Annotated in this window: 20 protein-coding genes and 1 pseudogene; 12 read left to right on the top strand and 9 right to left on the bottom strand. The window is 67.0% G+C overall.

Features of this window, described 5'->3' with window-relative positions; genetic code table 11:
• Positions 1 to 299: pseudogene (locus tag AC50X6_RS14430) on the bottom strand (hypothetical protein); the annotation flags it as partial.
• 280 nt (positions 300 to 579) lie between these two features.
• Here AC50X6_RS14430 and AC50X6_RS14425 point away from each other — a divergent pair.
• Both AC50X6_RS14425 and AC50X6_RS14420 read left to right on the top strand, forming a co-directional pair.
• Entirely contained in the window at positions 580 to 999 is a 420-nt protein-coding gene (locus AC50X6_RS14425; RefSeq protein ID WP_494966881.1) for an Hsp20/alpha crystallin family protein, read from the top strand.
• A 220-nt stretch (positions 1000 to 1219) separates the two neighbouring features.
• Positions 1220 to 1972 (top strand): SDR family oxidoreductase, encoded by a 753-nt coding sequence (locus tag AC50X6_RS14420; RefSeq protein WP_494966880.1) that lies wholly within the window; start codon positions 1220 to 1222, stop codon positions 1970 to 1972.
• 74 nt (positions 1973 to 2046) lie between these two features.
• Here AC50X6_RS14420 and serB read toward each other — a convergent pair whose 3' ends face one another.
• Positions 2047 to 2955: a phosphoserine phosphatase SerB gene (gene serB, locus AC50X6_RS14415; RefSeq protein WP_494966879.1), complete on the bottom strand. Its 909-nt coding sequence runs from the start codon at positions 2953 to 2955 to the stop codon at positions 2047 to 2049.
• 91 nt (positions 2956 to 3046) lie between these two features.
• On the opposite strand from serB, the gene AC50X6_RS14410 reads away from it, so the two are divergent.
• The 5 genes from AC50X6_RS14410 (at position 3047) to lplAB (ending at position 7137) form a co-directional block, all read left to right on the top strand.
• The gene (locus AC50X6_RS14410) at positions 3047 to 3832 is read left to right on the top strand and encodes an ABC transporter ATP-binding protein (protein ID WP_494966878.1); all 786 of its coding nucleotides are present in this window, start codon (positions 3047 to 3049) and stop codon (positions 3830 to 3832) included.
• An 18-nt stretch (positions 3833 to 3850) separates the two neighbouring features.
• The gene (locus tag AC50X6_RS14405; protein WP_494966877.1) at positions 3851 to 4636 is read left to right on the top strand and encodes a sulfite exporter TauE/SafE family protein; all 786 of its coding nucleotides are present in this window, start codon (positions 3851 to 3853) and stop codon (positions 4634 to 4636) included.
• A 59-nt stretch (positions 4637 to 4695) separates the two neighbouring features.
• Positions 4696 to 5505 (top strand): TrmH family RNA methyltransferase, encoded by an 810-nt coding sequence (locus AC50X6_RS14400; protein ID WP_494966876.1) that lies wholly within the window; start codon positions 4696 to 4698, stop codon positions 5503 to 5505.
• Between the two features lie 171 nt (positions 5506 to 5676).
• A complete protein-coding gene (locus tag AC50X6_RS14395) occupies positions 5677 to 5934 on the top strand; it encodes a type B 50S ribosomal protein L31 (RefSeq protein WP_326967305.1) in 258 nt (85 codons plus the stop codon).
• 99 nt (positions 5935 to 6033) lie between these two features.
• Positions 6034 to 7137 carry a lipoate-protein ligase LplAB gene (lplAB, locus tag AC50X6_RS14390; protein WP_494966875.1) on the top strand — a complete coding sequence of 368 codons (1104 nt, stop codon included), beginning with the start codon at positions 6034 to 6036 and terminating at the stop codon, positions 7135 to 7137.
• Between the two features lie 113 nt (positions 7138 to 7250).
• Here lplAB and pepN read toward each other — a convergent pair whose 3' ends face one another.
• Complete coding sequence (gene pepN, locus AC50X6_RS14385; RefSeq protein ID WP_494966874.1) at positions 7251 to 9881, bottom strand: aminopeptidase N; 2631 nt, start codon at positions 9879 to 9881, stop codon at positions 7251 to 7253.
• A 49-nt stretch (positions 9882 to 9930) separates the two neighbouring features.
• Positions 9931 to 11022, bottom strand: coding sequence for a YeiH family protein (locus AC50X6_RS14380; protein ID WP_494966873.1), 1092 nt, complete (start codon positions 11020 to 11022; stop codon positions 9931 to 9933).
• A gap of 100 nt (positions 11023 to 11122) precedes the next feature.
• Here AC50X6_RS14380 and AC50X6_RS14375 point away from each other — a divergent pair, with 100 nt between their 5' ends.
• From AC50X6_RS14375 to AC50X6_RS14365, 3 genes are read left to right on the top strand one after another with little or no spacing between them, the layout of a single operon-like run.
• On the top strand, positions 11123 to 12679 hold the full coding sequence (locus AC50X6_RS14375) for a circularly permuted type 2 ATP-grasp protein (protein WP_494966872.1): 1557 nt from the start codon (positions 11123 to 11125) through the stop codon (positions 12677 to 12679).
• Positions 12680 to 12736: 57 nt separating this feature from the next.
• Positions 12737 to 13663: an alpha-E domain-containing protein gene (locus AC50X6_RS14370; RefSeq protein WP_494966871.1), complete on the top strand. Its 927-nt coding sequence runs from the start codon at positions 12737 to 12739 to the stop codon at positions 13661 to 13663.
• Positions 13660 to 14511 (top strand): transglutaminase family protein, encoded by an 852-nt coding sequence (locus AC50X6_RS14365; RefSeq protein ID WP_494966870.1) that lies wholly within the window; start codon positions 13660 to 13662, stop codon positions 14509 to 14511. Before AC50X6_RS14370 ends, AC50X6_RS14365 begins: the two co-directional genes overlap by 4 nt.
• Before the next feature lie 101 nt (positions 14512 to 14612).
• Here AC50X6_RS14365 and AC50X6_RS14360 read toward each other — a convergent pair whose 3' ends face one another.
• Complete coding sequence (locus tag AC50X6_RS14360) at positions 14613 to 15101, bottom strand: pyridoxamine 5'-phosphate oxidase family protein (RefSeq protein WP_494966869.1); 489 nt, start codon at positions 15099 to 15101, stop codon at positions 14613 to 14615.
• A 168-nt stretch (positions 15102 to 15269) separates the two neighbouring features.
• Here AC50X6_RS14360 and AC50X6_RS14355 point away from each other — a divergent pair, with 168 nt between their 5' ends.
• The gene (locus AC50X6_RS14355; protein ID WP_494966888.1) at positions 15270 to 16970 is read left to right on the top strand and encodes a GAF domain-containing sensor histidine kinase; all 1701 of its coding nucleotides are present in this window, start codon (positions 15270 to 15272) and stop codon (positions 16968 to 16970) included.
• A 19-nt stretch (positions 16971 to 16989) separates the two neighbouring features.
• Here AC50X6_RS14355 and AC50X6_RS14350 read toward each other — a convergent pair whose 3' ends face one another.
• Positions 16990 to 17724 carry a response regulator gene (locus AC50X6_RS14350; protein ID WP_494966868.1) on the bottom strand — a complete coding sequence of 245 codons (735 nt, stop codon included), beginning with the start codon at positions 17722 to 17724 and terminating at the stop codon, positions 16990 to 16992.
• Positions 17725 to 18015: 291 nt separating this feature from the next.
• Between AC50X6_RS14350 and AC50X6_RS14345 the strand changes: the two genes are divergently transcribed.
• Positions 18016 to 18468, top strand: coding sequence for a universal stress protein (locus AC50X6_RS14345; protein ID WP_494966867.1), 453 nt, complete (start codon positions 18016 to 18018; stop codon positions 18466 to 18468).
• Between the two features lie 20 nt (positions 18469 to 18488).
• On the opposite strand, the gene AC50X6_RS14340 is transcribed toward AC50X6_RS14345, so the two are convergent.
• The 3 genes from AC50X6_RS14340 to AC50X6_RS14330 all read right to left on the bottom strand — a co-directional run bounded on the left by AC50X6_RS14340 (position 18489) and on the right by AC50X6_RS14330 (position 20694).
• Positions 18489 to 19121 carry a CG0192-related protein gene (locus AC50X6_RS14340; protein ID WP_494966866.1) on the bottom strand — a complete coding sequence of 211 codons (633 nt, stop codon included), beginning with the start codon at positions 19119 to 19121 and terminating at the stop codon, positions 18489 to 18491.
• 127 nt (positions 19122 to 19248) lie between these two features.
• Positions 19249 to 20103, bottom strand: a complete 855-nt coding sequence (locus tag AC50X6_RS14335) for an alpha/beta hydrolase family protein (RefSeq protein ID WP_494966865.1) — start codon at positions 20101 to 20103, stop codon at positions 19249 to 19251.
• Between the two features lie 195 nt (positions 20104 to 20298).
• Positions 20299 to 20694, bottom strand: a complete 396-nt coding sequence (locus AC50X6_RS14330) for a GNAT family N-acetyltransferase (protein ID WP_494966887.1) — start codon at positions 20692 to 20694, stop codon at positions 20299 to 20301.
• Positions 20695 to 20696: the final 2 nt, after the last annotated feature.

Below are 20696 nucleotides of genomic sequence, written 5' to 3'. Positions count from 1 at the left end.
CGGGTGGCCTGGGCGTAGTCCGCGGCCAGCCGCACTTTCAGTGCCGCGGTCCGGGCCTCCAGCCGGGCCACGTCCGCGAGAGCGTCCAGGCAATCATCGGCCAGATCACGCACCGGATTGCCGTCCCCCAGGGCCCGGGCACCGGCGTCGGGCGGATCCCCGTCCCGCAGCGGACCGGCACCGGACGGATCAGCGTTACCCGCGCCGGCGCCGATGAAGGCAGCCAGCACGGCAGCGGACGCGGCGACGGCCGCCACCGCCGCCCCGCTCTCCGCACTCCATGCCGCCCTGCTTTCCATACTTCAATTAGATCAGGAGCCACTGACAACAATGATGGAAATGGTTTGCGTGACGCTGGCCCGGCTGATGCCCGGAGGTTGTCCCCAAAAAAGGGGTGTCCCCGCGGCAGCTCCGTCGTCGACTGCCGCAGCGGGACCAGCCGGTCCTGTCACCCCGCGGGGTGCATCGTGTCAGCGACGATAGGACTTTTTGCCCTTAAAGCAAGGTGCTCTCGGGTGTTTAATGGTGCTACAGCCCATGACCACACCAGGGCAGGGGCATGGACCCAGGAGGACAATCATGGCTGAACTCAACAAGTGGGTACCGTCGGACGTGTTGGAGCCGATCAAGCGTTTCCTCGACGGTGACCTGACGATGGCGTCGTCCATCAAGGTCGAACAGTTCGTGGACGGCAGCACCCTAGTGGTGCGCGCGGAAGTACCCGGGATCGATCCTGACAAGGACGTCGACGTCTCGGTCAGCGAGGGGATGCTGCACATCAAAGCGGAACGCGAGGAGACCACCGAGCACACGGGCAAGGCCGGCTACCGCTCGGAGTTCCGCTACGGTTCGTTCACCCGCAGCATTGCGTTGCCGCCGGGCGCCCGGGAAGAGGACATTACGGCCACCTACAAGGATGGGGTCCTGGAAGTGAGGGCGCCTGCTCCCGTGACAGCGCCGGACGCTCCCGCAAAAAAGATCAGGATCGACCACAGCTGACGTTGGCTGCCGTTCCCGCGGACTTCCCGCAGCCGGTCCGCCACCCTCAGCCGGTCCGCCACCCCGCAGCCGGTCCGCCACCCCGGTGGAAGGCTCCCCGCCGCGGGAACTAGCCCCATACGCCTTCTTTGTGGAACCCGAACAACCGAAAACCCCGGCGCCGCTGGCATGATGGACTGCAGACCCACCGTTTTTGGACGTTTGGAACAAAGGAGCTCGTATGGGACTGCTGGACAACAAGACCGCAATTGTGACCGGTTCATCGAGGGGCATCGGTGCCGAAGTCGCCAAGTTCCTCGCCGCCGAGGGCGCCGCCGTCGTGGTCAACTACCGACAGAAGGCGCCCCGCGCCAACAAGGTGGTCGCGGAGATCGAGGCCGCGGGCGGCCGCGCCGCCGCCGTGGGCGCAGACCTCACCAGCCAGGAAGGCGTACAGGCCCTGGCCAGCGCCGCCATGGAGAACTTCGGCTCACTCGATGTCCTGGTCCTCAACGCTTCCGGCGGGATGGAATCCGGGATGGAGGAGGGCTACGCGCTCAAGCTCAACCGTGACGCCCAAGTGAACATGCTCAATGCTGCTGTGCTGCTGATGCCCGAGGGCTCCCGCGTGGTCTTCGTCACCAGCCACCAGGCCCACTTCATCACCACAGTTCCCACCATGCCGGAGTACGAGCAGGTGGCCCGCAGCAAGCGCGCCGGCGAGGATGCGCTCCGCGAGCTCGTGCCGAACCTGGCCGAAAAGGGCATCACCCTCGTAGTCGTCTCCGGTGACATGATCGAGGGCACCGTCACTGCCACCCTGCTGGACCGCTCCAACCCGGGCGCCATCGAGGCCCGCCGCGCCGAAGCCGGGAAGCTCTACTCGGTCAAGGAGTTCGCCGCCGAGGTCGCCAGGATGGTCTCAGCCGACGTCGAGCCGGGCCACACTGAGTATGTCGGCGGAGCCGACTACTTTGGAAAGAGCACCAACTAGGCACCCGCCACGCGGGCGGAACGCAACGAAGGCCGGGGCAAACCGCCCCGGCCTTCGTCGTTGTCAGCCCGGCCTCAGACCCCGGCGATATGGCGGACGGCGTCGAGGTACGGCAGGTTCACCACGGCGTCAGCGACGGCACGGACGGCCGGCTTGGCGTTGAATGCGATGCCGATCCCGGCGGCGCCCAGCATGTCAAGATCGTTGGCGCCGTCGCCCACGGCAATCGTGTGCTCCATCGGGATGCCCTCTTTCCCGGCCCATTCGCGCAGGTACCTCTCCTTGGCCGCACGGTCGATCACGTCGCCGAGGACCCTTCCGGTGAGGGCGCCGTCGACGATTTCAAGTTCGTTGGCGATCCAGTAGTCCAGGCCGAGGCCCTCGGCGATCGGCCCGAGGACCTGGTTAAAACCGCCGGACACCACGGCTACCGCGTGGCCCGCTGACCGGAAGGCCGCCACCAGTTCGGCAGCGCCCTGGCTCAGCGTCACTTCGGCACGGACGGACACGACGACGTCGGTGGGCAGCCCGGCAAGGACGGCTACCCGGGCGTGCAGGCTCTGGGCGAAGTCCAGTTCGCCGCGCATCGCGGCCTCCGTCACCGCGGTGACTTCCCCGCGTTTGCCGGCGTAGGCGGCCAGGAGTTCAATGACTTCCTGCTGGATCAGTGTCGAGTCCACGTCCATGATGAGGAATTTCCGTGGGGCGTTGCGCAGGGCCGCCGGCATGATGGCGGTGTCCACGCCGTCGACGCCGTTGTCCGCTACCGCCCGGCGCAGCCCGGCCAGCGCAGATTCGCCGTCGACGTCGGCGGGGCCGGTCTCCAGCGTTCCGCCGGCCGTGTACACCTCAAAGCGGCCATCTCCGGTGCGGGCCCCGGCGTCGAGCGTCACCCCGGCGTCGGTCAGCGCGGCGCGTAGACGCCGCACCTCGGGCTGGGACAGTTTCAGGCCGTAGCTGACCGCGGTCACGTTCAAAGTCATGGCTGCAATCCTAGCGAGCGCACCGAGGCGGCCCGAATCCGTGGTGTTCCGGTTATCAGTCGTCCACTCTTTTGTCCTAGTGTCTACTCCTATGAGTGATGTTCTTGAAATGGCCGCCGTCAGCGTTGTACGAGGGGCTAAAACCCTCCTGAACAAGGTGGACTGGCAGGTCAAAGAAGGCGAGCGTTGGGTGATCCTGGGTCCCAACGGCGCCGGCAAGACCACGCTGCTGCAGGTTGCCGCCGCCCGGATCCACCCCACGTCCGGCATGGCCGGCATCCTGGAAGAAATCCTCGGCGCCGTCGACGTGTTTGAACTCCGGCCGCGGATCGGCCTGTCCTCCGCTGCCCTGGCCAACCAGATCCCCGGACACGAGACGGTCCTCAACGTCGTGGTAACCGCCGCCTATGGCGTCACCGGGCGCTGGCGCGAGGGTTACGAAAAGGACGACGAACGCCGCGCCTTTGGCCTCTTGAACGAATGGGGTATGGGACCGCTGCTCAACCGGCCGTTCGCCTCGCTCTCCGAGGGGGAACGCAAACGCGTCCAGATCGCCCGCGCCCTCATGACGGACCCGGAACTGCTGCTCCTCGACGAACCGGCCGCCGGCCTCGATCTCGGCGGCCGCGAGGACCTCGTCCACCGGCTTGGCGAGCTCGCCCGCGATGAAGATGCCCCCGCCATCGTCCTGGTCACCCACCACCTCGAAGAGGTCCCGCCCGGATTCACACACGCAATGCTGATGCGCGACGGCGGCGTCATCGCCCAGGGTCCGCTCGCCGGGGTCCTGACCGCCGAAAACTTGAGCCGGACCTTCGGGCTGCCGCTGGACGTCAGCGTCACCGCCGGGCGTTACACCGCCACCGCCCGCCGCTGACCGGGCCGCGGGCAGCGCGTGGAGCTCCTCAGCAGCGTCTTCATCTTCTTCGCCGGGCTGTGGGCCGGAACCATCAACAGCGTTGTCGGGTCCGGCACCCTTGTTACCTTCCCGGTCCTGATCGCCCTCGGCTACGCGCCCGTCACGGCGTCCATCAGCAACGCGATGGGCCTCGTGGCCGGCAACGCGGCCGGGGCCTGGGGCTACCGCAAGGAAGTCGCCGGCCGTGGCAGGCAGCTCCTGAAACTCCTGCCTGCCTCTCTGCTGGGCGGCATCACGGGCGCCTACCTGCTGCTGCATCTGCCGGAGACGGTCTTCCACTACGCCGCCCCCGCGCTGATCGTGCTGGCACTGCTGATGGTCGTGTTCCAGCCCAAGCTCCAGCAGTGGGTCCGGAACCGGGAACAGAACCCCGGACACGCCATCCGCGACCGGAGCCACGGCGTCATCCTCGTGGGCCTGGTCTACCTGGCCGGTGTCTACGGCGGGTACTTCGTGGCCGCGCAGGGCATCCTGCTGGTCGGTATCCTCGGGGTGTTCATGACCGGGACCATCCAGAACGCCAACGCGATGAAAAACTTTCTGGTCCTCGGCGTGAACGTGGTCGCGGCGGCCTCCTACCTGCTGTTCGCCTTCGACCGGATCAACTGGACCGTCGTCGGGCTGATCGCCGTGAGCTCCCTGATCGGCGGCGTGATCGGCTCCAAGGTGGGGCGGAAGCTCTCCCCGGTGGTCCTGCGCGGGGTCATCTTCTGCCTGGGCCTCACAGCGCTGGGCTTTATGATCGCCAAGCTGTTCGAATAGCCCGTTCCCGCCGACTGTAGAAACCTCCGCTTGCAACCTTCCGCTGAAATGGCCCGCCAGTGACCTTCCACCACCTCGAATCCGCCGACGACCCGCGGGTTTCCGACTACACCCGGCTGACGGACGTGCACCTGCGCAAGCTGCGGGAACCGGCCGAGGGCATGTACATTGCGGAATCCTCCCGCGTCCTGCGCCGTGCGCTGGCGGCAGGACACCGGCCGCGCTCCTTCTTCCTGGCCGAAAAATGGGTTGAGGACCTTGGGGACGTCTTTGCGCAGTATCCGGAGGTGCCGGCCTACATCGGCTCCGCCGCGCTTCTTGAGGACATCACAGGGTTCCATCTGCACCGCGGCGCGATGGCCGCCATGCACCGCCCGGAACCCGTTCCGCTGCCGGCCCTGCTCGCCGGGGCGCGCCGGGTCGCCGTACTGGAGGACATTGTGGACCACACCAACGTGGGCGCGATTTTCCGCTCAGCCGCGGCGCTGGGCGTGGACGCCGTCCTCGTTTCGCCGCGCTGCGGGGACCCCTTGTACCGCCGCAGCGTCCGGGTCAGTATGGGAACCGTGTTCCAGGTGCCCTGGACGCGGCTGGAAGACTGGCCGGGGGATCTGCTGGTGTTGAAGGAGTACGGCTTCACCCTGGCCGCCCTGGAGCTCACCGACGACGCCGTGGACCTCGATGAACTGGCCGCCCGGAAACCGGAGAAGCTGGCCCTGGTGCTCGGCACCGAGGGTGCCGGGATGAGTGCAGGAACCCTCGCCGCCGTCGACCTCACCGTGAAGATCCCCATGCGCGCCGGCGTCGACTCGCTCAACGTTGCGGCGGCGTCCGCCGTGGCGTTCTGGGAACTCCGTCCACACCACTGAAGCGGTACTGATGTACGGCCCACGGGCTGGACTAAACCTTGGGATTGGACAGGCGGCAGGGGCCCGGACTTTCCGCTATGATTAACAGCTGGCCGTCCGGTGCATTCCGCCGGCCATCCCATTCATACCTGGCAACTGGCAAAATCCAGTTGTGCGAACAAAGGCCCAATTATGAAGTCTGATATCCACCCGAAGTACGAAGCTGTTGTTTTCAACGACCTGGCTTCCGGCGTTAAGTTCCTGACCAACTCCACCGTGTCTTCCAAGAAGACCATCGAGTGGGAAGACGGAAACACCTACCCGGTTATTGACGTCGAAATCTCCTCCGAGTCCCACCCGTTCTACACGGGCAAGCAGCGCATCATGGACTCTGCAGGCCGCGTCGAGCGCTTCAACGCTCGCTTCAAGGGCTTCGGCGGCAAGAAGTAACCTTCTCCGCCAAGGTCTTTCGGAAAAGCCCGCACCGTTTACGGTGCGGGTTTTTTGGGTCCGGGCCCCTCGCCGCACAGCCGTGGCAGGATTGAGGACATGACATCCCTTCCCCTCGTCACCCCATCCGGCAGCGATGACGACGGCGGCCGCCGCCACGGGGAGTACAAAGTCCCCGGCGGCAAACTCGTGGTGGCCGACTTCGACGTCGTCGACGGCGTCCTGGCCAATGTCTCGCTCAGCGGCGACTTCTTCCTCGAGCCGGACGAGGCGCTGCTGGCGATCAACCGGGCCCTTACCGGCCTCCCGGCGGACGCCTGCGCCGCGGACATCGCTTCCGCCGTGACCGCGGCCCTGCCCGCAGACGCGGTCCTGTTCGGCTTCTCCGCGGACGCCGTGGCCGTCACCGTCCGGCGTGCCCTCGCGAAGGCCACCGGCTGGGCCGACCACCACTGGAACATCATCGCTCCCTCGGTGCTGCCCACCCACGTCAACGTCGCCCTGGACGAAGTGCTCGCGGAAGAGGTCGGCGCCGGCCGGCGGAACCCGACCCTGCGCTTCTGGGACTGGGAGGAACCATCCGTAGTGATCGGCAGTTTCCAGTCGGTCCGCAACGAACTCAATCCCGACGGCGTGGCCCGGCACGGCATCAGCGTGGTCCGCCGGATCAGCGGCGGCGGCGCGATGTTCATGGAGGCCGGCAACTGCATAACTTATTCGCTGTACCTGCCGCAGACCCTCGTCGACGGCATCAGCTTCGCGGACTCATACGGCTTCCTCGATGCCTGGGTCATGGCTGCCCTCAAGAAATTGGGGATCAGCGCCTTCTATGTCCCGCTTAACGACATTGCCACGGAACAGGGCAAGATCGGCGGCGCCGCGCAGAAGCGGCTCGCCAACGGCGGCATGGTCCACCACGTCACGATGAGCTATGACATCGACGCCGACAAAATGGTCGAGGTACTGAGGATCGGCAAGGAGAAACTCTCCGACAAGGGCACCACAAGTGCTAAGAAGCGGGTGGATCCGCTGCGCCGCCAGACCGGGCTGGCCCGCGGCGAAATCGTAGCGGCCATGATGGAGGTATTCACCGAACGCTACGCCGCGACGGCCTCGGAGCTCACCGATGCCGAACTGGCCGCCGCACAGGACCGGGTGGATACCAAGTTCGGCACCACGGAATGGCTGCACCGCGTGCCATAAAGCGCCCTACAAGCCCGTCGATTGCTCCCCACCGGCTCCCTCCCCTCGCAAGCTCGGCCAGGGAACGCCGCCGGCGTGGGCCCAACTGCCGTTCTGAGCCGCCAAAAGGGCAGTTACGGAGCAGTCGATGGGGGGTTCGCAGTCAGCGCCTGTGACTTCAGGGCACGGTGCAGGTGGCTGCGCTGTTCAATGATGATGCGGCGCAGCGCCCGCGGCGCTTCCGGGTGTTCGGCCAGCCAATTGTCGGTCCGGGCGATCACGGCGTGTGTATCCGGGTCGGCACCGTGCCCGTCCAGATCCTGCCCGGCCGGGTAAAGGCCGCGGACGATCCGGCTGGCAATCTCAATGCTGCGCCCGGCCCAGACCTCCTCCAGGCACTCGAAATACCGGTCGATGAAACCGCCAAGCAGCGACGCCGGGGCGGTGGTGAAACCGGCAATGGTGGCGCTCAGCAGCTGGTTGGAGAGCGCGGCGCCGTGCACGGCTTCCTGCCAGGCCGCTTCTTTGACGTCCGGTTCGGGGCGGGCAGCGAGGGCGGTGGCGTGGCCGGACTTGCCTGCGGCGGTGTTGTCCCGTGCCAGCTCCCCATCCAGCTGCTCCGGGGTGGCCTGGCCGTTGGCGGCCAGCGCGTGCCACAGGTTCCAGCGCAGTTCGGCATCGACGGACAGTCCGTCAATAACCGTGCTGCCGTCCAGGATGCCGCGGACCTGGTCGAGGTAACCGGCGTCGAAACGGCTCGTGGCGGCCAGCGTGCGTGCCCACGCCAGCTGCTGGTCCGAGCCCGGTTCGGCCCGCCGGAGTTCGGTGGCCGCGACGGTCAGGAATCCGTGCCGGACCTCGGCCCGCCGGGCCCTGGGCACGTAGCGTTCGATCGCCGTGGCGGCATTGCCAAGCACATTAAGCAGGACGCCGATGCCGGTTTCTGCGGGGCCGAAGCGCTGCGCGGCGCCGACGTAGAGGGACGCCGGCGTGACGGCGTCGCGGGCCGAATCCCACAGGGCAGTCCAGCAGAGGGCACGGGCCATCGGGTCGCCGAGTTTATCCAGGGAGCTCCGCACGGTGGCTTCCGAATAGGGATCCAGCTGCACTTTCGCGTAGCTGAGGTCCTCGTCGTTCACCAGCAGCAGGGCCGGGCGCGCCTTGCCGGACAGTTCCGCCACCAGGGTGCGGGCGCCGCTGACGTTGGCCTCGATGCTGTCGGTGCGGACCAAAGCGCCGGCGTCGTCCGTCTCGTAGAGGCCGATGCGCAGCCGGTGCGGGCGGGGTTCCTGCCGGCCGGTGATGGGGTCCTCCGCGTCCTGCACAAGTGTCACGGTGCCCAGCACGCCGTCGTTCTCCTCGATCTCGCTGGAAAGGGTCGAGATGCCGGCGGTCTGCAGCCACTGGCGTGCCCATTCCCCGAGGTCGCGGCCGGAGGCGGCGCCGAGCGCGGCCAGCAGTTCAGCCAGGGTGGTGTTGCCGTAGGCATGGTCCTTGAAATACTGCCGGGAGCCGGCAATGAACGCCTCGAAGCCCACGAAGGCAACGAGCTGCTTGAGCACCGAGGCACCCTTGGCGTAGGTGATCCCGTCGAAGTTCTGCTTGGCCGCCTCAAGGTCCGGGATGTCGGCGACGATGGGGTGTGTGGTGGGCAGCTGGTCCTGCATGTAGGCCCAGGCCTTGCGGTTGCTGGCGAAGTTCACCCAGGCAGTGGACCAGCCGGTGGTCCGGTCGACGCCGAGGGTGCCCATGTAGTCGGCGAAGGACTCCTTGAGCCATAGATCGTCCCACCACTGCATCGTGACGAGGTCGCCGAACCACATGTGCGCCATCTCGTGGAGCAGGGTGTTGGCGCGGGCCTGGTACTGCGAATCTGCGGCCCGGGAGACGAACACATAGCTGTCGGTGAACGTCACCAGCCCGGGGTTCTCCATCGCGCCGAGGTTGTACTCGGGCACAAAAGCCTGGTCGTATTTGCCCCATGGATACGGGAAGTCGAAGAGGTCGTTGAAAAAGTCCAGGCCGTTCTTGGTGAGCGTGAAAAGCGCCGCTGCGTCAAAGGAGGGTGCCATCGAGGCGCGGCAGTACAGGGCCAGCGGAACGTCCAGGCCGGTTCCGTCGTCGAGCGTTTTGCGCCAGGCGTCCTCGGCCTTGAAGTAGGGGCCGGCCAGCACCGTGGTGATGTAGGTGGACATCGCCTTGGTCGGGGCGAAGTCCCAGCGGCTCGTGGCGGGGTCGGACGTCAGCGGGGTGCGCCGGGTTTCGACGCCGTTGGAGGCCACCTGCCATTCCGCGGGGGCCATCACGTGGAAGGTGAATTCGGCCTTGAGATCGGGCTGTTCGAAGTTCGCGAAGACCCGGCGGGCGTCGGCGGGCTCGTACTGGGTGTACAGGTAGCAGTGGCCGTCGGCCGGGTCGAAGAAGCGGTGCATGCCTTCGCCGGAGGTGCTGAAGAGCGCGGTGCCGTTCACGGTGACCTGGTTCTCGGCCCGGAGGTTCTCGAGCCGGATCCGGGAGCCGTCCACGACGTCGGCGACGGGAAGATCCGCGCCGTTGAGGAACACACTGTGCACGTCGCTGCCGATGAAGTCCAGGAAGGTGGAGGTGCCCTCGCCGGCGGAAAAGTTGATCATGCTGCGGCTGGGGTAGCCTGCGACGTTCACATCGACTGCCTGCCGGACGTCCAGGGTCACATCGTAGCTGTGGGTGGTGATCATGGCTGAGCGGGCCGCGGCTTCATCGCGGCGCAGGTTCTGGTTCGACACCCCGCTATCTAATCACGCATGCTGTGTCCCGGCTCACCCGCCCGGCGGCTCAACCCTGCCGGAGCATGAGGAGCGCGGCGCCCAGTCCCAGCCCGGCAATCAGCAGCCAGGATGCCAGCGCGGCCAGCAGCCCCCGCGCGCCGGTGTGCAGAAGTTGGCCCGCCCGTACCGCGGAGCCGAGGCCGAAGAGCGCCATTCCCAGCAGCAGGTCCTGCAGCACGGCGGCAGCTTCGAGGACACCGGGGGAGAGCCAGCCCGTGGACCGCACAGCCGCCAGTGCAACGAAGCCGAGCACAAATAGTGGGACGATCGGGGGACGCCTCGCGCCCGCGCCGCCGTCGGTGTGCGGTCCGGTGCCAGGGCCGGCGCTGGCAGCCCCGGCAGCGGCGGCGGTAGTGGCAGCGGCACCAAAGCGGTGGTGCAGACCCGCGGCGGCGACCATGGGCGCGAGCAGGACCACCCGGGTCAGTTTGACGACGACGGCGACTGCCAGCGCCGCCGTCCCGGCCGTCTGCGCGGTGGCGACCACCTGGCCGACGTCGTGCACCGAGGCCCCGGCCCAGGCCCCGAACTCTTCCGGGCCGAGCCCCAGGGGCCGCATCAGCAGGGGCAGCCCGCCGATGGCGAGCGTGCCGCACAGGGTCACGAGGGCCACCGGGAGGACGGTGTCCTCCTGCCGGATCCGGCGGACCGCGGCCATGGCTCCGATCGCGGAGGCCCCGCAGATCGAGAAGCCGGTGGCGATCAGCAGGGACACGTGCGGCGGGAGCCGGAACAGCCGGCTGATGCCGTAGGTTCCCGCGAAGGCGGCCAGCACCACGCCCGTGATCAGGAGCAGGGCGGCCCAGCCCAGCCCCAGCACATCCATGATGCTTACCTTCAGGCCGAGGACCACGATCCCGGCGCGCATGAGGTGTTTGCCGGCGAAGTCCAGTCCCGGCCGTCCTGCGCCCGCGGTCCAGACGGAGACGCCCGGAAGGTTCGCGGCGAGGAGTCCCAGCACCACTGCCAGCGTCATCGACGGCAGGACCGGGACCAGCGTGTGGACGGCGAGGGCAAGCCCGACGGCGGCCGCGGCGGCGAGCAGGCCGGGACCTGCCGTGGAAGTGGCTGTTGTGGGCTTCAGGGGGAACAAGGGCACGCCCCTACCTTGCCGCAAGCGGCCGGAAAAGACGGTGCGCACCACCCGACGCGGCCCTGCCGACATGATTTCGTAACAAAAAGGTGATTGGCTAGTGGGCATGTCTGACCTTTTCCAGGATTACTCCGAAGCGGCCGGCCGCACCGGCGCCTATGACGAGATGTTCGCTCCGGGCCAGCAGGCCAGGAAGTCCTACGGGCAGGTTGCCGGGGCCCTGCGGGAACTCTCGCTGGCCGATGTCACCGCCCGTGCCGACTCCATGGCGCGCACGTTCCTGGACCGCGGGGTCACCTTCGACTTCGCGGGTGAGGAACGGCCCTTCCCGCTGGACATCGTCCCCCGGGTCATCCCGGCCGACGAATGGACCATCCTGGAGAAAGGCGTGGCCCAGCGCGTCCGGGCCCTCGAAGCCTTCCTCAACGACGTCTACGACAAAATGACGGTGGTGGCCGACGGCGTGATCCCCCGCCAGCTGGTCACCACGAGCGCCCACTTCCACCGCCAGGTGCACGGCTTTGAGCCGGCCGGCGGCGTCCGCGTCCACATCTCCGGCATCGACGTCGTCCGCGATGCGGAGGGGACTTTCCGCGTCCTCGAGGACAATGTCCGGGTGCCGTCCGGCGTGAGCTACGTTCTGGAGAACCGCCGGGCCATGGCCAAGGGCCTGCCCGAAGCGTTCGGCCAGCAGCTGATCCGGCCGGTCGAAGAGTATCCCCGCCGCCTGCTGTCCGCCCTGCGCAAGACGGCCCCCGCCGGCGTCGACGATCCCACCGTGGTGGTGCTGACCCCGGGCGTCTTCAACAGCGCCTACTTTGAACACACCCTGCTGGCCGGCCTGATGGGTGTGGAACTCGTCGAGGGCCGCGACCTCATCTGCCGCGGCAACCGGGTCTACATGCGCACCACCGCAGGCGAACAGCGTGTGGATGTTATCTACAAACGGATCGACGACGAGTTCCTCGACCCGCTGCAGTTCCGCGCCGATTCCATGCTCGGCTGCCCGGGCCTGGTCAACGCCGCCCGCGCCGGCGGCGTAACCATCGCCAACGCCGTGGGCAACGGCGTGGCCGACGACAAGCTGGTCTACAGCTATGTGCCGGACCTCATCCGTTACTACCTGAACGAAGAGCCCGTTATCGCCAACGTGGACACCTTCCGGCTGGAGGAGGAGGAAGCCCGGGAATACGTCCTGGACAACCTGGCCGAGCTCGTGGTCAAGCCTGTGGACGGCTCCGGCGGCAAGGGGCTGGTGATCGGCCCGGATGCGTCCAAGGACGAACTCGAGGCGCTGCGCAGCCGCGTCATCGCGGATCCCCGCGGCTGGATCGCGCAGCCGGTCCTGCAGCTTTCCACCGTCCCCACGCTGAGCGGCGACAGGTTCGGCCCGCGGCATGTGGACCTTCGCCCTTTCGCGGTCAACGACGGCGACGACGTCTGGGTCCTGCCCGGCGGTTTGACCCGGGTCGCGCTCAAGGAGGGCTCTTTGATCGTGAACTCCAGCCAGGGCGGCGGCTCCAAGGACACCTGGGTGCTGGCGGATTCGCCGCAGGTCCCGGTGGAGACCATTCCCCGGCCGGCCATCGCAATCCGCGAGCGGGTCTCGGTCTGGCCCGTGGAGAGCAACTGGCGCGACAGCCAGAAGGAGCAGCAGCAGTGACCCCCGGCACGCTAAGTTTCTCTTTTCAGATATCCGATGCGCAGGAGGTAACCGCGGATGCTTAGCCGTATCGCCGAGTCACTGTTTTGGATCGGCCGCTATGTGGAACGGGCCGACGGCACCGCCCGGATCCTCGACGTCCACCTTGAGCGGCTCAACCACCTGCCGATGGAGGAACAGCGCGCCGTGGCGCAGGAACTCCTCGCCGTGATGGGCGCCCGGGCGCAGAGCGAGGACTTCGGCCTCCCCGAGCTGCTCAACGCCCTCGCCTACGACAAGCAGAGTGCCACGTCCATTGCCGGGTCCCTTGGCGCGGCGCGGGAGAATGCCCGCCGCGCCCGGGAAACGGTGTCGTCGGGGCTCTGGGAGAGCCTGAACACCACGTACTACGGGCTCAACCAGCACCGCAGGGACGTGGTGGGCACCTACCGGTTCTGCAACTGGGTGCTGGAACGCACGGCCATGGTAAGTGGCCTCGCGGACACCACGGTGAGCCACGACGAGAGCTGGCAGTTCCTGGTCCTGGGCCGGTCTCTGGAACGCGCCGACATGACCGCGCGGATGCTCTCCACCAGGGACGTCCTCTCGGCCGGGATGTCGTGGGTGAACATGCTCCGCTGCGCGGGGGCCTACGAGTCCTTCCTGCGGACCCGGCGCGCCGCGTTCGGCGACCAGCACGCGGCGGAGTTCCTGCTCCTGGACCGGTTGTTCCCGCGCTCCATCGTGTATGCGCTGCGCGACGCCGACGAGTGCCTGGCCATGCTGGACCCCTCGGCCCAGCGTGTCGGCTTCATCAACGACGCCCGCCGGATTGTGGGCCAGGCCCGGACTTTCCTCGAGTTCCACCGCACCGATGACCTGATGTCGGAATTGCCCGAACACATGGAACGCGTGCAGAAAGCCGTCTCACAGGCCTCGGACGCCATTTCCCGCAAATACTTCAATCAGGCAGACGAACTGGCCTGGGTGGGAGAAGTTTCATGACCCGGCTCAGCATCATCCACAAGACCGCGTACCAGTACAACAAACGCGTCACGCTCTCCTACAACGAAGCCCGCATGACGCCGCTGACGGACCCCCAGCAGGTGGTGCTGGAGTCCTCGATGAAAGTCTCGCCGTCGCAGGCGGCCGTCAGCAGCTACCGCGACTACTGGGGCACCCGGGTCACGGCCTTTGACATGCAGATGCCGCATGAGTTCCTGGAAGTCGTCTCCACCACCACGGTGGAGGTGCACCGGGTGGAAAAGATCCCGGCCGGGGCGGACATCGTCGGCTGGGACGTGCTGGCTGCCCCGGACACCCTCAACAGGTACAGCGACTGGCTTCCGCAGTCGCAGCTCACCGGGCCGGGCGCCGAGGTCCTGGGCATCATTCCCCGAGTCGTCGGGGGCCGCGACCCGCACGGGGCTGCCCTGGCGGTCTTTGACTGGATGCGCGGTGAAATGACGTACATGTTGGGATCCACCGGCGTGACCACCAACGCCGAGGAAGCCTGGATCCAGCGCCAGGGCGTCTGCCAGGACCTCGCGCACCTGGCCATCGGCGCGCTGCGCAGCCGCGGCATCCCGGCGCGGTATGTGTCCGGCTACCTGCACCCGCGGTCGACGGCGGAACTGCGCGAGCCGGTCGCCGGGCAGTCCCATGCGTGGTTGGAATGGTGGGACGGCGAATGGCGCAGCTGGGACCCCACCAACCACAAGCCCGCCGGCGATTTCCACGTCACGGTGGCCCGTGGACGCGATTACCGCGATGTGCCGCCGCTGAAGGGCATTCTGTCCGGCGGCGGCGGCTCAGAGCTCAGCGTGAGCGTGGAAATGACCCGCCTGGCCTAGCCGACCCACCGGCGCCGGACACCAGCGTTGCGCTATCACTTGCAGCTGCTCTGAAGCCCTCAGAACAGCCACAGCTGATAGCGCAACGGGATTATTCGGGGCTATTCGGGTCCGGAATGGGCGGCATCGTCCAGCGGCGTCCACCAGGTCAACGGCGGTACCACCTTGAAGCGGCGGCCTGTGACGGTGTCGGGCGTGATCCGCACGAAGTGTTCCTTCTTGCCTGCCTGCCACGGGAACAACAGCAGCCCCACCGTGTCCAGGACTTCCTGCTGATTCTGCACCGGGGCCGCCTGGCCCTTGATCACGACGCTCCACGCGACGCCGCTGTCCGCGTCGACGCCGTCGGCCTCCACGGCCACCGCGGTGTCGCCGGTTGCCGCCTGGAGCTTGGTGCCGCCAGCGGTCCGGAAGACCAGGGAACCGTGGTCCACCTTGTAGTTGATCGGAAAGATGTCGGGATGATCGTCCACCCACACCGCCAGCCGGCCCACCGTGACGCTGCGCAACAGCCGCCAGCATTCATGGTGGTCGAGGTTTTCCACGTCGTGCGGCGGCTGGTGTTCGCCCGGGTTCGGTTCAGTAGTCATGCCGCCGAGCCTACGTCAATCCGTCGCCGGCGGGGTAGGGCACAAGGTGACATTCGAAGGAACAAGCCGCTGCTTCCCGGGTCCTTGGGCCGGATGCGGGGTAGTCTGGCAGCACGTCGTCAGCGTCGCTGATGGCCGTGTTGGTCGTAGTGAATTGGGGCAATGAGTATGCATTCAATCGGGGACAACCTGGAGCACGCCGGCGCCGGGCCGCACCCCGGAATCGACAGGGTGCTCAAGGGATTCGATGCCCGGTCCGAGGCTCTGCTCCAGACCCAGGAGCGGATGGCCGGCCTGCTGGAGGCCGTCGTCGCCGTCGCCGAAGACCTGAGCCTTGACGCCGTCCTCGAACGCGTCGTCCAGTCCGCGTGCCGGCTGCTGGGAGCCCGCTACGGGGCCCTCGGCGTGATCGGGGATGACCGGGCGCTGAGCCACTTCATCACGGTCGGCATCGACGGGGAACTGGCGCACAAGATCGGCCCGCTGCCCACCGGCCACGGCGTGCTGGGCCTGCTGATCACCGATCCCCGCCCGCTGCGGCTCCATGACCTGCGCCGGCATCCAGAGTCCTACGGTTTCCCCGCGAACCACCCGCCCATGCAGTCCTTCCTCGGCGTCCCCGTCCGTGTCCGGGACGTCGTCTTCGGCAACCTGTACCTGACCGAGAAGGACGACGGCAACGAATTCACGGCCGAGGACGAGGGCCTGGCCGTCGCCCTCGCCGCCGCTGCCGGCGTCGCGATTGAAAACGCCCGGCTCTACGACGACGCCCGGCGCCGGGCGCGCTGGCTGGAAGCCTGTATGGACGTCTCCGGGCTGATGCTCAGCAGCGACCGGGACTACACCTCAGGGGGCCTGGATCCCATCGCCAGCCGCGCCCTGCAGGAGTCGGGTTCGCAGCTTGCCCTGCTCGTCGCACCGGCCGTCAACGGCCAGGGCCACATTGTCGCGGGCGTCGCCGGCAAGCTCGGCGCCCAGTTCTCCGGCCGGACGCTGATGCTCGATTCCCCGCTGCTCCAGAGCGTTTTCGACGGCGGTGAGCCGGTGGTCCTTGACGACGCCTCCGGCCTCTTCGGCGAGATAGACCAACGGCTCACCGGACCGCTGCTTGCCGTGGCGCTGAGCACCCAGGGGGCGCATCACGGGCTCCTGCTGCTGGCCCGGGAGACGGACTCGCTCCACTACGGCCGCACAGACATCGAGATGGGGGCCGTCTTTGGATCCCACGTGGCCCTCGCCCTGGAACTCGCCCGCGTCCACCGCCTCCGCGAAGAACTGCTGGTGTTCACGGACCGCGACCGGATCGCCCGGGACCTGCACGACCTCGTCATCCAGCGGCTGTTCGCGGCCGGACTCAGCGTGCAGAGCCTGATGCGCTTCACCAAGGACGAGCTCGCGACGGAACGGATCCGGAACATCACCGGAGAACTCGACGAGGCGATCCGGAGCCTGCGCGACACGATCTACTCTCTCAGGAGCAGCGGCGGGGAACCCGAGTTGCTCAGCGGACGGATCCGGCGGGTCACCAAGAGCTCGGCCAAGTCCATGCCGTTCACGCCCCGGCTGACCATCACCGGCCCCGTGGACGTGGTCACGCCCGACAAGGCGGACAACGTTGTCGCCGTCGTCTCCGAAGGGCTCAGCAACGCCATCCGGCACTCCGGCGCCGATGCCATCTCGGTGTCGGTCGGCGTGATCAAGGGCCGGGTGACCGTGGTCATCACCGACAACGGCTCCGGGTTCGCCGAGCCAGAGAAGCGCAACGGACTGACGAACCTGGAGGACCGGGCGAAGATGCTGGACGGCGAATGCACGGTCACCAGCGCGCCCGACGCCGGTACGAGCCTTGAGTGGTCGGTGCCGATCTAACGACGGCGGGCCCATGTTCTCAGCGGAGGCTGTGCGGGCGGCCGCCGTCCGCGGTCGAACGACTTCCAAGCGGTAGCGGTATGGCGGGGCTTGCGATGAAGACGGCCGCCTGGGTGCGCCGCTCGAAGCCGAGCTTGGCAAGTAGCGACGAAACATAGTTCTTGACTGTCTTCTCGGCAAGGAACATTTCGGCGGCAATCTGGCGGTTGGTGAGTCCGCCTCCCACCAGTTCCAGCACCCGGCGCTCCTGAGGTGTGAGGGAGGATGTCCGCGGGTCCACTTCTTCGGCTTCTGCAAGGCTGTCGATGATGCCTGCTGCAACGCCTTCCTCGAAGAGTGATTCGCCGGCGGACGCCCGTCGCAGCGCCCCGATCAGATCGGTGCCGCCGATTTCCTTCAGGACGTAGCCGCTGGCTCCGGCCAGCACCGCACCCCGCAGGGCCTGGTCGTCGTCGTAGCTCGTCAGGATGATGCAGTTAAGGGAGGGGTCGACGGAGCGTACGTCGCGGCATACCTCAATGCCCGTTCCGTCCGGCAGCCGCGCGTCGAGGACACACACGTCCGGATGCAGCGCGGGAATGCGGCGCGTCGCTTCGACGGCGGACCCGGAACTCCCGACGACGAGGAACCCTTCGCCTTCCAGGAGTTCCTGCAGCCCACGCCGGACGAGTTCGTGGTCATCGAGGATGAAGACGCGGATGACGGCCGGCGCCCTGTCGGGTGCAGCGGGACCTGTGTCTGCCCAGGCAATCATGATTCTCCCGTCCCGGCCGCCTGCGCAGCCTCGTGTGATGCGGTGTTACCCAGCCTGTCGCGCCGGTTGTACCGGCGCCCCGGCTGAATCCTCTTCGCTGCCCGGGGGTTGTCCGTCCCCGGCCTCTGCAATTCTTGTACCCAGCCTAAACGCGGACAAGGGTCATAGGGCCTATCGGGGCACCGCCGTCCGCGGCTGATCCGTGATGGCCGTGACCTTAGACCCTGAACGCCGCCGGTGGACCGCCGCTATCCTTGGATGACGCACCATCAGCACTCGAAGGGATCAACCATGACCGAAGCCAGGGATGTCCGGACCATTGTAGTGGGGGTCGACGGTTCAGACGCCTCGGTCGAAGCACTCCGCCGGGCGCAAGCCCTGGCAGTGCCGCTCTCTGCCACGGTGGTCGCGTTGGCGAGTTGGGACGTCCCTCCGGTGTATGACGGCTACGTCGCGATGGGCATCGACGACTTCGACGTCCGTGCCCGTGAAATCCTGCAGGAGAGCATCGTGAAGGCCTTCGGCGCCGAGGCCCCGGCCAACGTGGAAGCCCGACTCGTCCAGGGCCACCCCAGGCACACACTGATCGAGGCCAGCCGGGAGGCGGACATGATCGTTGTGGGCCGGCGCGGGCACGGAGGCTTCGGAGGGTTGCTCCTGGGCTCGGTGAGTTCCGCCCTGGTGGCGCACGCCCATTGCCCGGTGCTCGTCGTGCACACTCCGGAAGCTCAGGCAGCGACGTAGGGCGGGTCCTGCCTCAGCGGTCAGGCCATAGTGATAGCAGCGAGTTCGACGTCGACCTTTTGCCCTTCCCAGGTGCCGGTCAACGTGAGCCGGCCAACTGGTTGCTGATCAAGGTCCAATCGCCGGATAACGAGTACGTGGAGGTTTCCGGTCTCGATAGTGGTGCCGGCGGCGGTGGTGTTTGGGGTGGCCGAAGAGACGACAGGAATGGCATCGAGTTTAGCTCCGGTGGCGTGTACGACGACGGACTGCTCCAGCAATTCAAGTTTTCCCGCCACTTCGAGGTACTGCTCTGCCTGGGGCTGGCCCAGCAATATGCTTGCAGCCAACGCTGTCACGTAGGTGGGATCGGCGCAGGCATCGTAAACCCATCTCGTGCCGAGAAATGAGTGCTGCATCGTTCCGATCAACCATGACTCCGCGCCGGCCAGGGGCTGGGCCCTGTACGTGAGTGGTACTTGAACGGTGGCGTTCCCCGCTGAGACGAGCATCGTCTCAATCCCGACCTCGCCGGCAGGGTCGTCGAACCGATAGGAGCCTACTTTGTGCAGGGCTGCGGTGCCGGACTCCGGGAACCACGGCTGGCGGGGCAGCCACTCTTCGATGAGTTCAAGTTTCGTCGGCCGCAATTCGGCCTGGTGGAGGATTGCCATGACAGCTAGCCTAACCGCAGCCGCCGGCCAAGTGCTTCCGGACCGGAGGCGCTGCGCCGCAGCCTCCCGGGCACGTTGGACTCGACTTTCTTGCATCGCCGCCGAAGTGTCACCGACTCGGTGCCTGTCAGTTGCGGTGGTCCTCGGCCGGGGCCGACGTATTCATGTGAATATAGGCCCGGACCATGTGCACCACGCCGGGAGCCAGCTGTGCGGACCTGTCGATAGCCGGATCGGGGTCTTCTACGAACAGGCCGTGTCCTGCGCCAGGGAACACGGCGATGCCATGTGGATTTCCGGGTAACGGCGGGAGCAGCGTCGAGAACGCAGCCAGGCTTTCGGGGACAGGAACCAGGGCATCGGATGCCCCCAGCAGGGCCAGGACCGGACATAGGACTTTGGGCAGGATCAAGGCGGGGTCAAAGTCGAGAACCCGGGTCAGGAATCCCAGCATCTCTGCGGTGTCGAAGTAGCGCGTCGTGATGTGGTACCAAGAACTTCCCTTGAAGCTCTCTTGACGGGCCAGGACATCCTCCAGGAGCTGCCCGGCAAGCAGACGGTCTGCGCGTTCATCGAGCCACCGGCCGGCTTCCGTTAAAGCTATGTCATCTTGGCCGTCCTGCCGCAAGTCGTTCAGGATCCTGAAGCGGTCCTGATATGCCGGTGATACCCCCGGCCCCGAATTGGAGATGACGAAGCGGACCCGGGCATCCAGGGCCGCCGCGATCAGCGCCACCCAGCCGCCTTGACTCACGCCGTACAAACCGCACTCCATACCTGCCACCGCTGGGTGGGATCTCAGTGCCGCCGCCGCCGCTAGGGATTCTTCCGCCCGGGCAGCCAGCGATTGAGTCCGCCAGTCACCAGTAGAATTCCCGCAGCCGGGCTTGTCATGCGTGAGGACGACGGCGCCGCACAAGACGAGCATGTCAGCAGCCCCGCCCCAGCCATCCGCTGTGCCGTCTCCGGAACCGTCCACCATGACCAGTCCCGGCCGGGGGACCGGCGAGGGAAAATAGTGAACGAGGGCATCGAGATCGCCGCCGGCGGTGCTGACTCGTGCGTGTTCCCGGACTATTGGATCGATAGCCCGGACTGTACATCACCAAACGGGATCGTCATTATGCTCCGCGGAAAAGCCGGCCACCACCGGTGCAGCGTCCCTCATTGGGCGCGTTTAGAGCCGGATCCAGTAACGCCAGGCGGAGCTGCGTCTGGGGTCCGCGAGATCTGACATGGCCCCGCCCCGGCTCTCGATCGTTTTCGCAGACGCGATGTTGCCGGCCTCGCATACCAGGAGCACACGGTCCATACCCAGCACCTTCACCTCGTCCAGCATTCGGCCCAGCGCCCACGCGGCGAGCCCACGGCACCGCGCTGACGGCCGGACTCCGAAGCCGATATGCCCGGCCTGTGCCACTGACTTATAGGACTCGTGCCGCAGCGCGGTCCCGCCCACGACGGAGTGTCCGTCCTCGATGATCCATCCGTACGTACATCGTCCTGACTCGCCGGCAAACCGCCCCAACCACGCCTCATCACCCGCTGGCGACTCGACGTCGTGAGTTCCCAGCA

Source organism: Pseudarthrobacter sp. HLT1-7, from assembly GCF_059383435.1.
This window is presented reverse-complemented; position numbering and strand designations above follow the sequence as displayed.

Coding starts and splice junctions, on each gene's coding strand:
- AC50X6_RS14375 (WP_494966872.1), top strand. CDS start 11,123: ATGTCTGACCTTTTCCAGGATTACTCCGAAGCGGCCGGCCGCACCGGC.
- AC50X6_RS14365 (WP_494966870.1), top strand. CDS start 13,660: ATGACCCGGCTCAGCATCATCCACAAGACCGCGTACCAGTACAACAAA.
- AC50X6_RS14340 (WP_494966866.1), bottom strand. CDS start 19,121: ATGGCAATCCTCCACCAGGCCGAATTGCGGCCGACGAAACTTGAACTC.
- AC50X6_RS14350 (WP_494966868.1), bottom strand. CDS start 17,724: ATGATTGCCTGGGCAGACACAGGTCCCGCTGCACCCGACAGGGCGCCG.
- AC50X6_RS14410 (WP_494966878.1), top strand. CDS start 3,047: ATGAGTGATGTTCTTGAAATGGCCGCCGTCAGCGTTGTACGAGGGGCT.
- lplAB (WP_494966875.1), top strand. CDS start 6,034: ATGACATCCCTTCCCCTCGTCACCCCATCCGGCAGCGATGACGACGGC.
- AC50X6_RS14360 (WP_494966869.1), bottom strand. CDS start 15,101: ATGACTACTGAACCGAACCCGGGCGAACACCAGCCGCCGCACGACGTG.
- AC50X6_RS14420 (WP_494966880.1), top strand. CDS start 1,220: ATGGGACTGCTGGACAACAAGACCGCAATTGTGACCGGTTCATCGAGG.
- AC50X6_RS14425 (WP_494966881.1), top strand. CDS start 580: ATGGCTGAACTCAACAAGTGGGTACCGTCGGACGTGTTGGAGCCGATC.
- serB (WP_494966879.1), bottom strand. CDS start 2,955: ATGACTTTGAACGTGACCGCGGTCAGCTACGGCCTGAAACTGTCCCAG.
- AC50X6_RS14335 (WP_494966865.1), bottom strand. CDS start 20,103: ATGGTGGACGGTTCCGGAGACGGCACAGCGGATGGCTGGGGCGGGGCT.
- AC50X6_RS14355 (WP_494966888.1), top strand. CDS start 15,270: ATGCATTCAATCGGGGACAACCTGGAGCACGCCGGCGCCGGGCCGCAC.
- AC50X6_RS14370 (WP_494966871.1), top strand. CDS start 12,737: ATGCTTAGCCGTATCGCCGAGTCACTGTTTTGGATCGGCCGCTATGTG.
- AC50X6_RS14395 (WP_326967305.1), top strand. CDS start 5,677: ATGAAGTCTGATATCCACCCGAAGTACGAAGCTGTTGTTTTCAACGAC.
- AC50X6_RS14345 (WP_494966867.1), top strand. CDS start 18,016: ATGACCGAAGCCAGGGATGTCCGGACCATTGTAGTGGGGGTCGACGGT.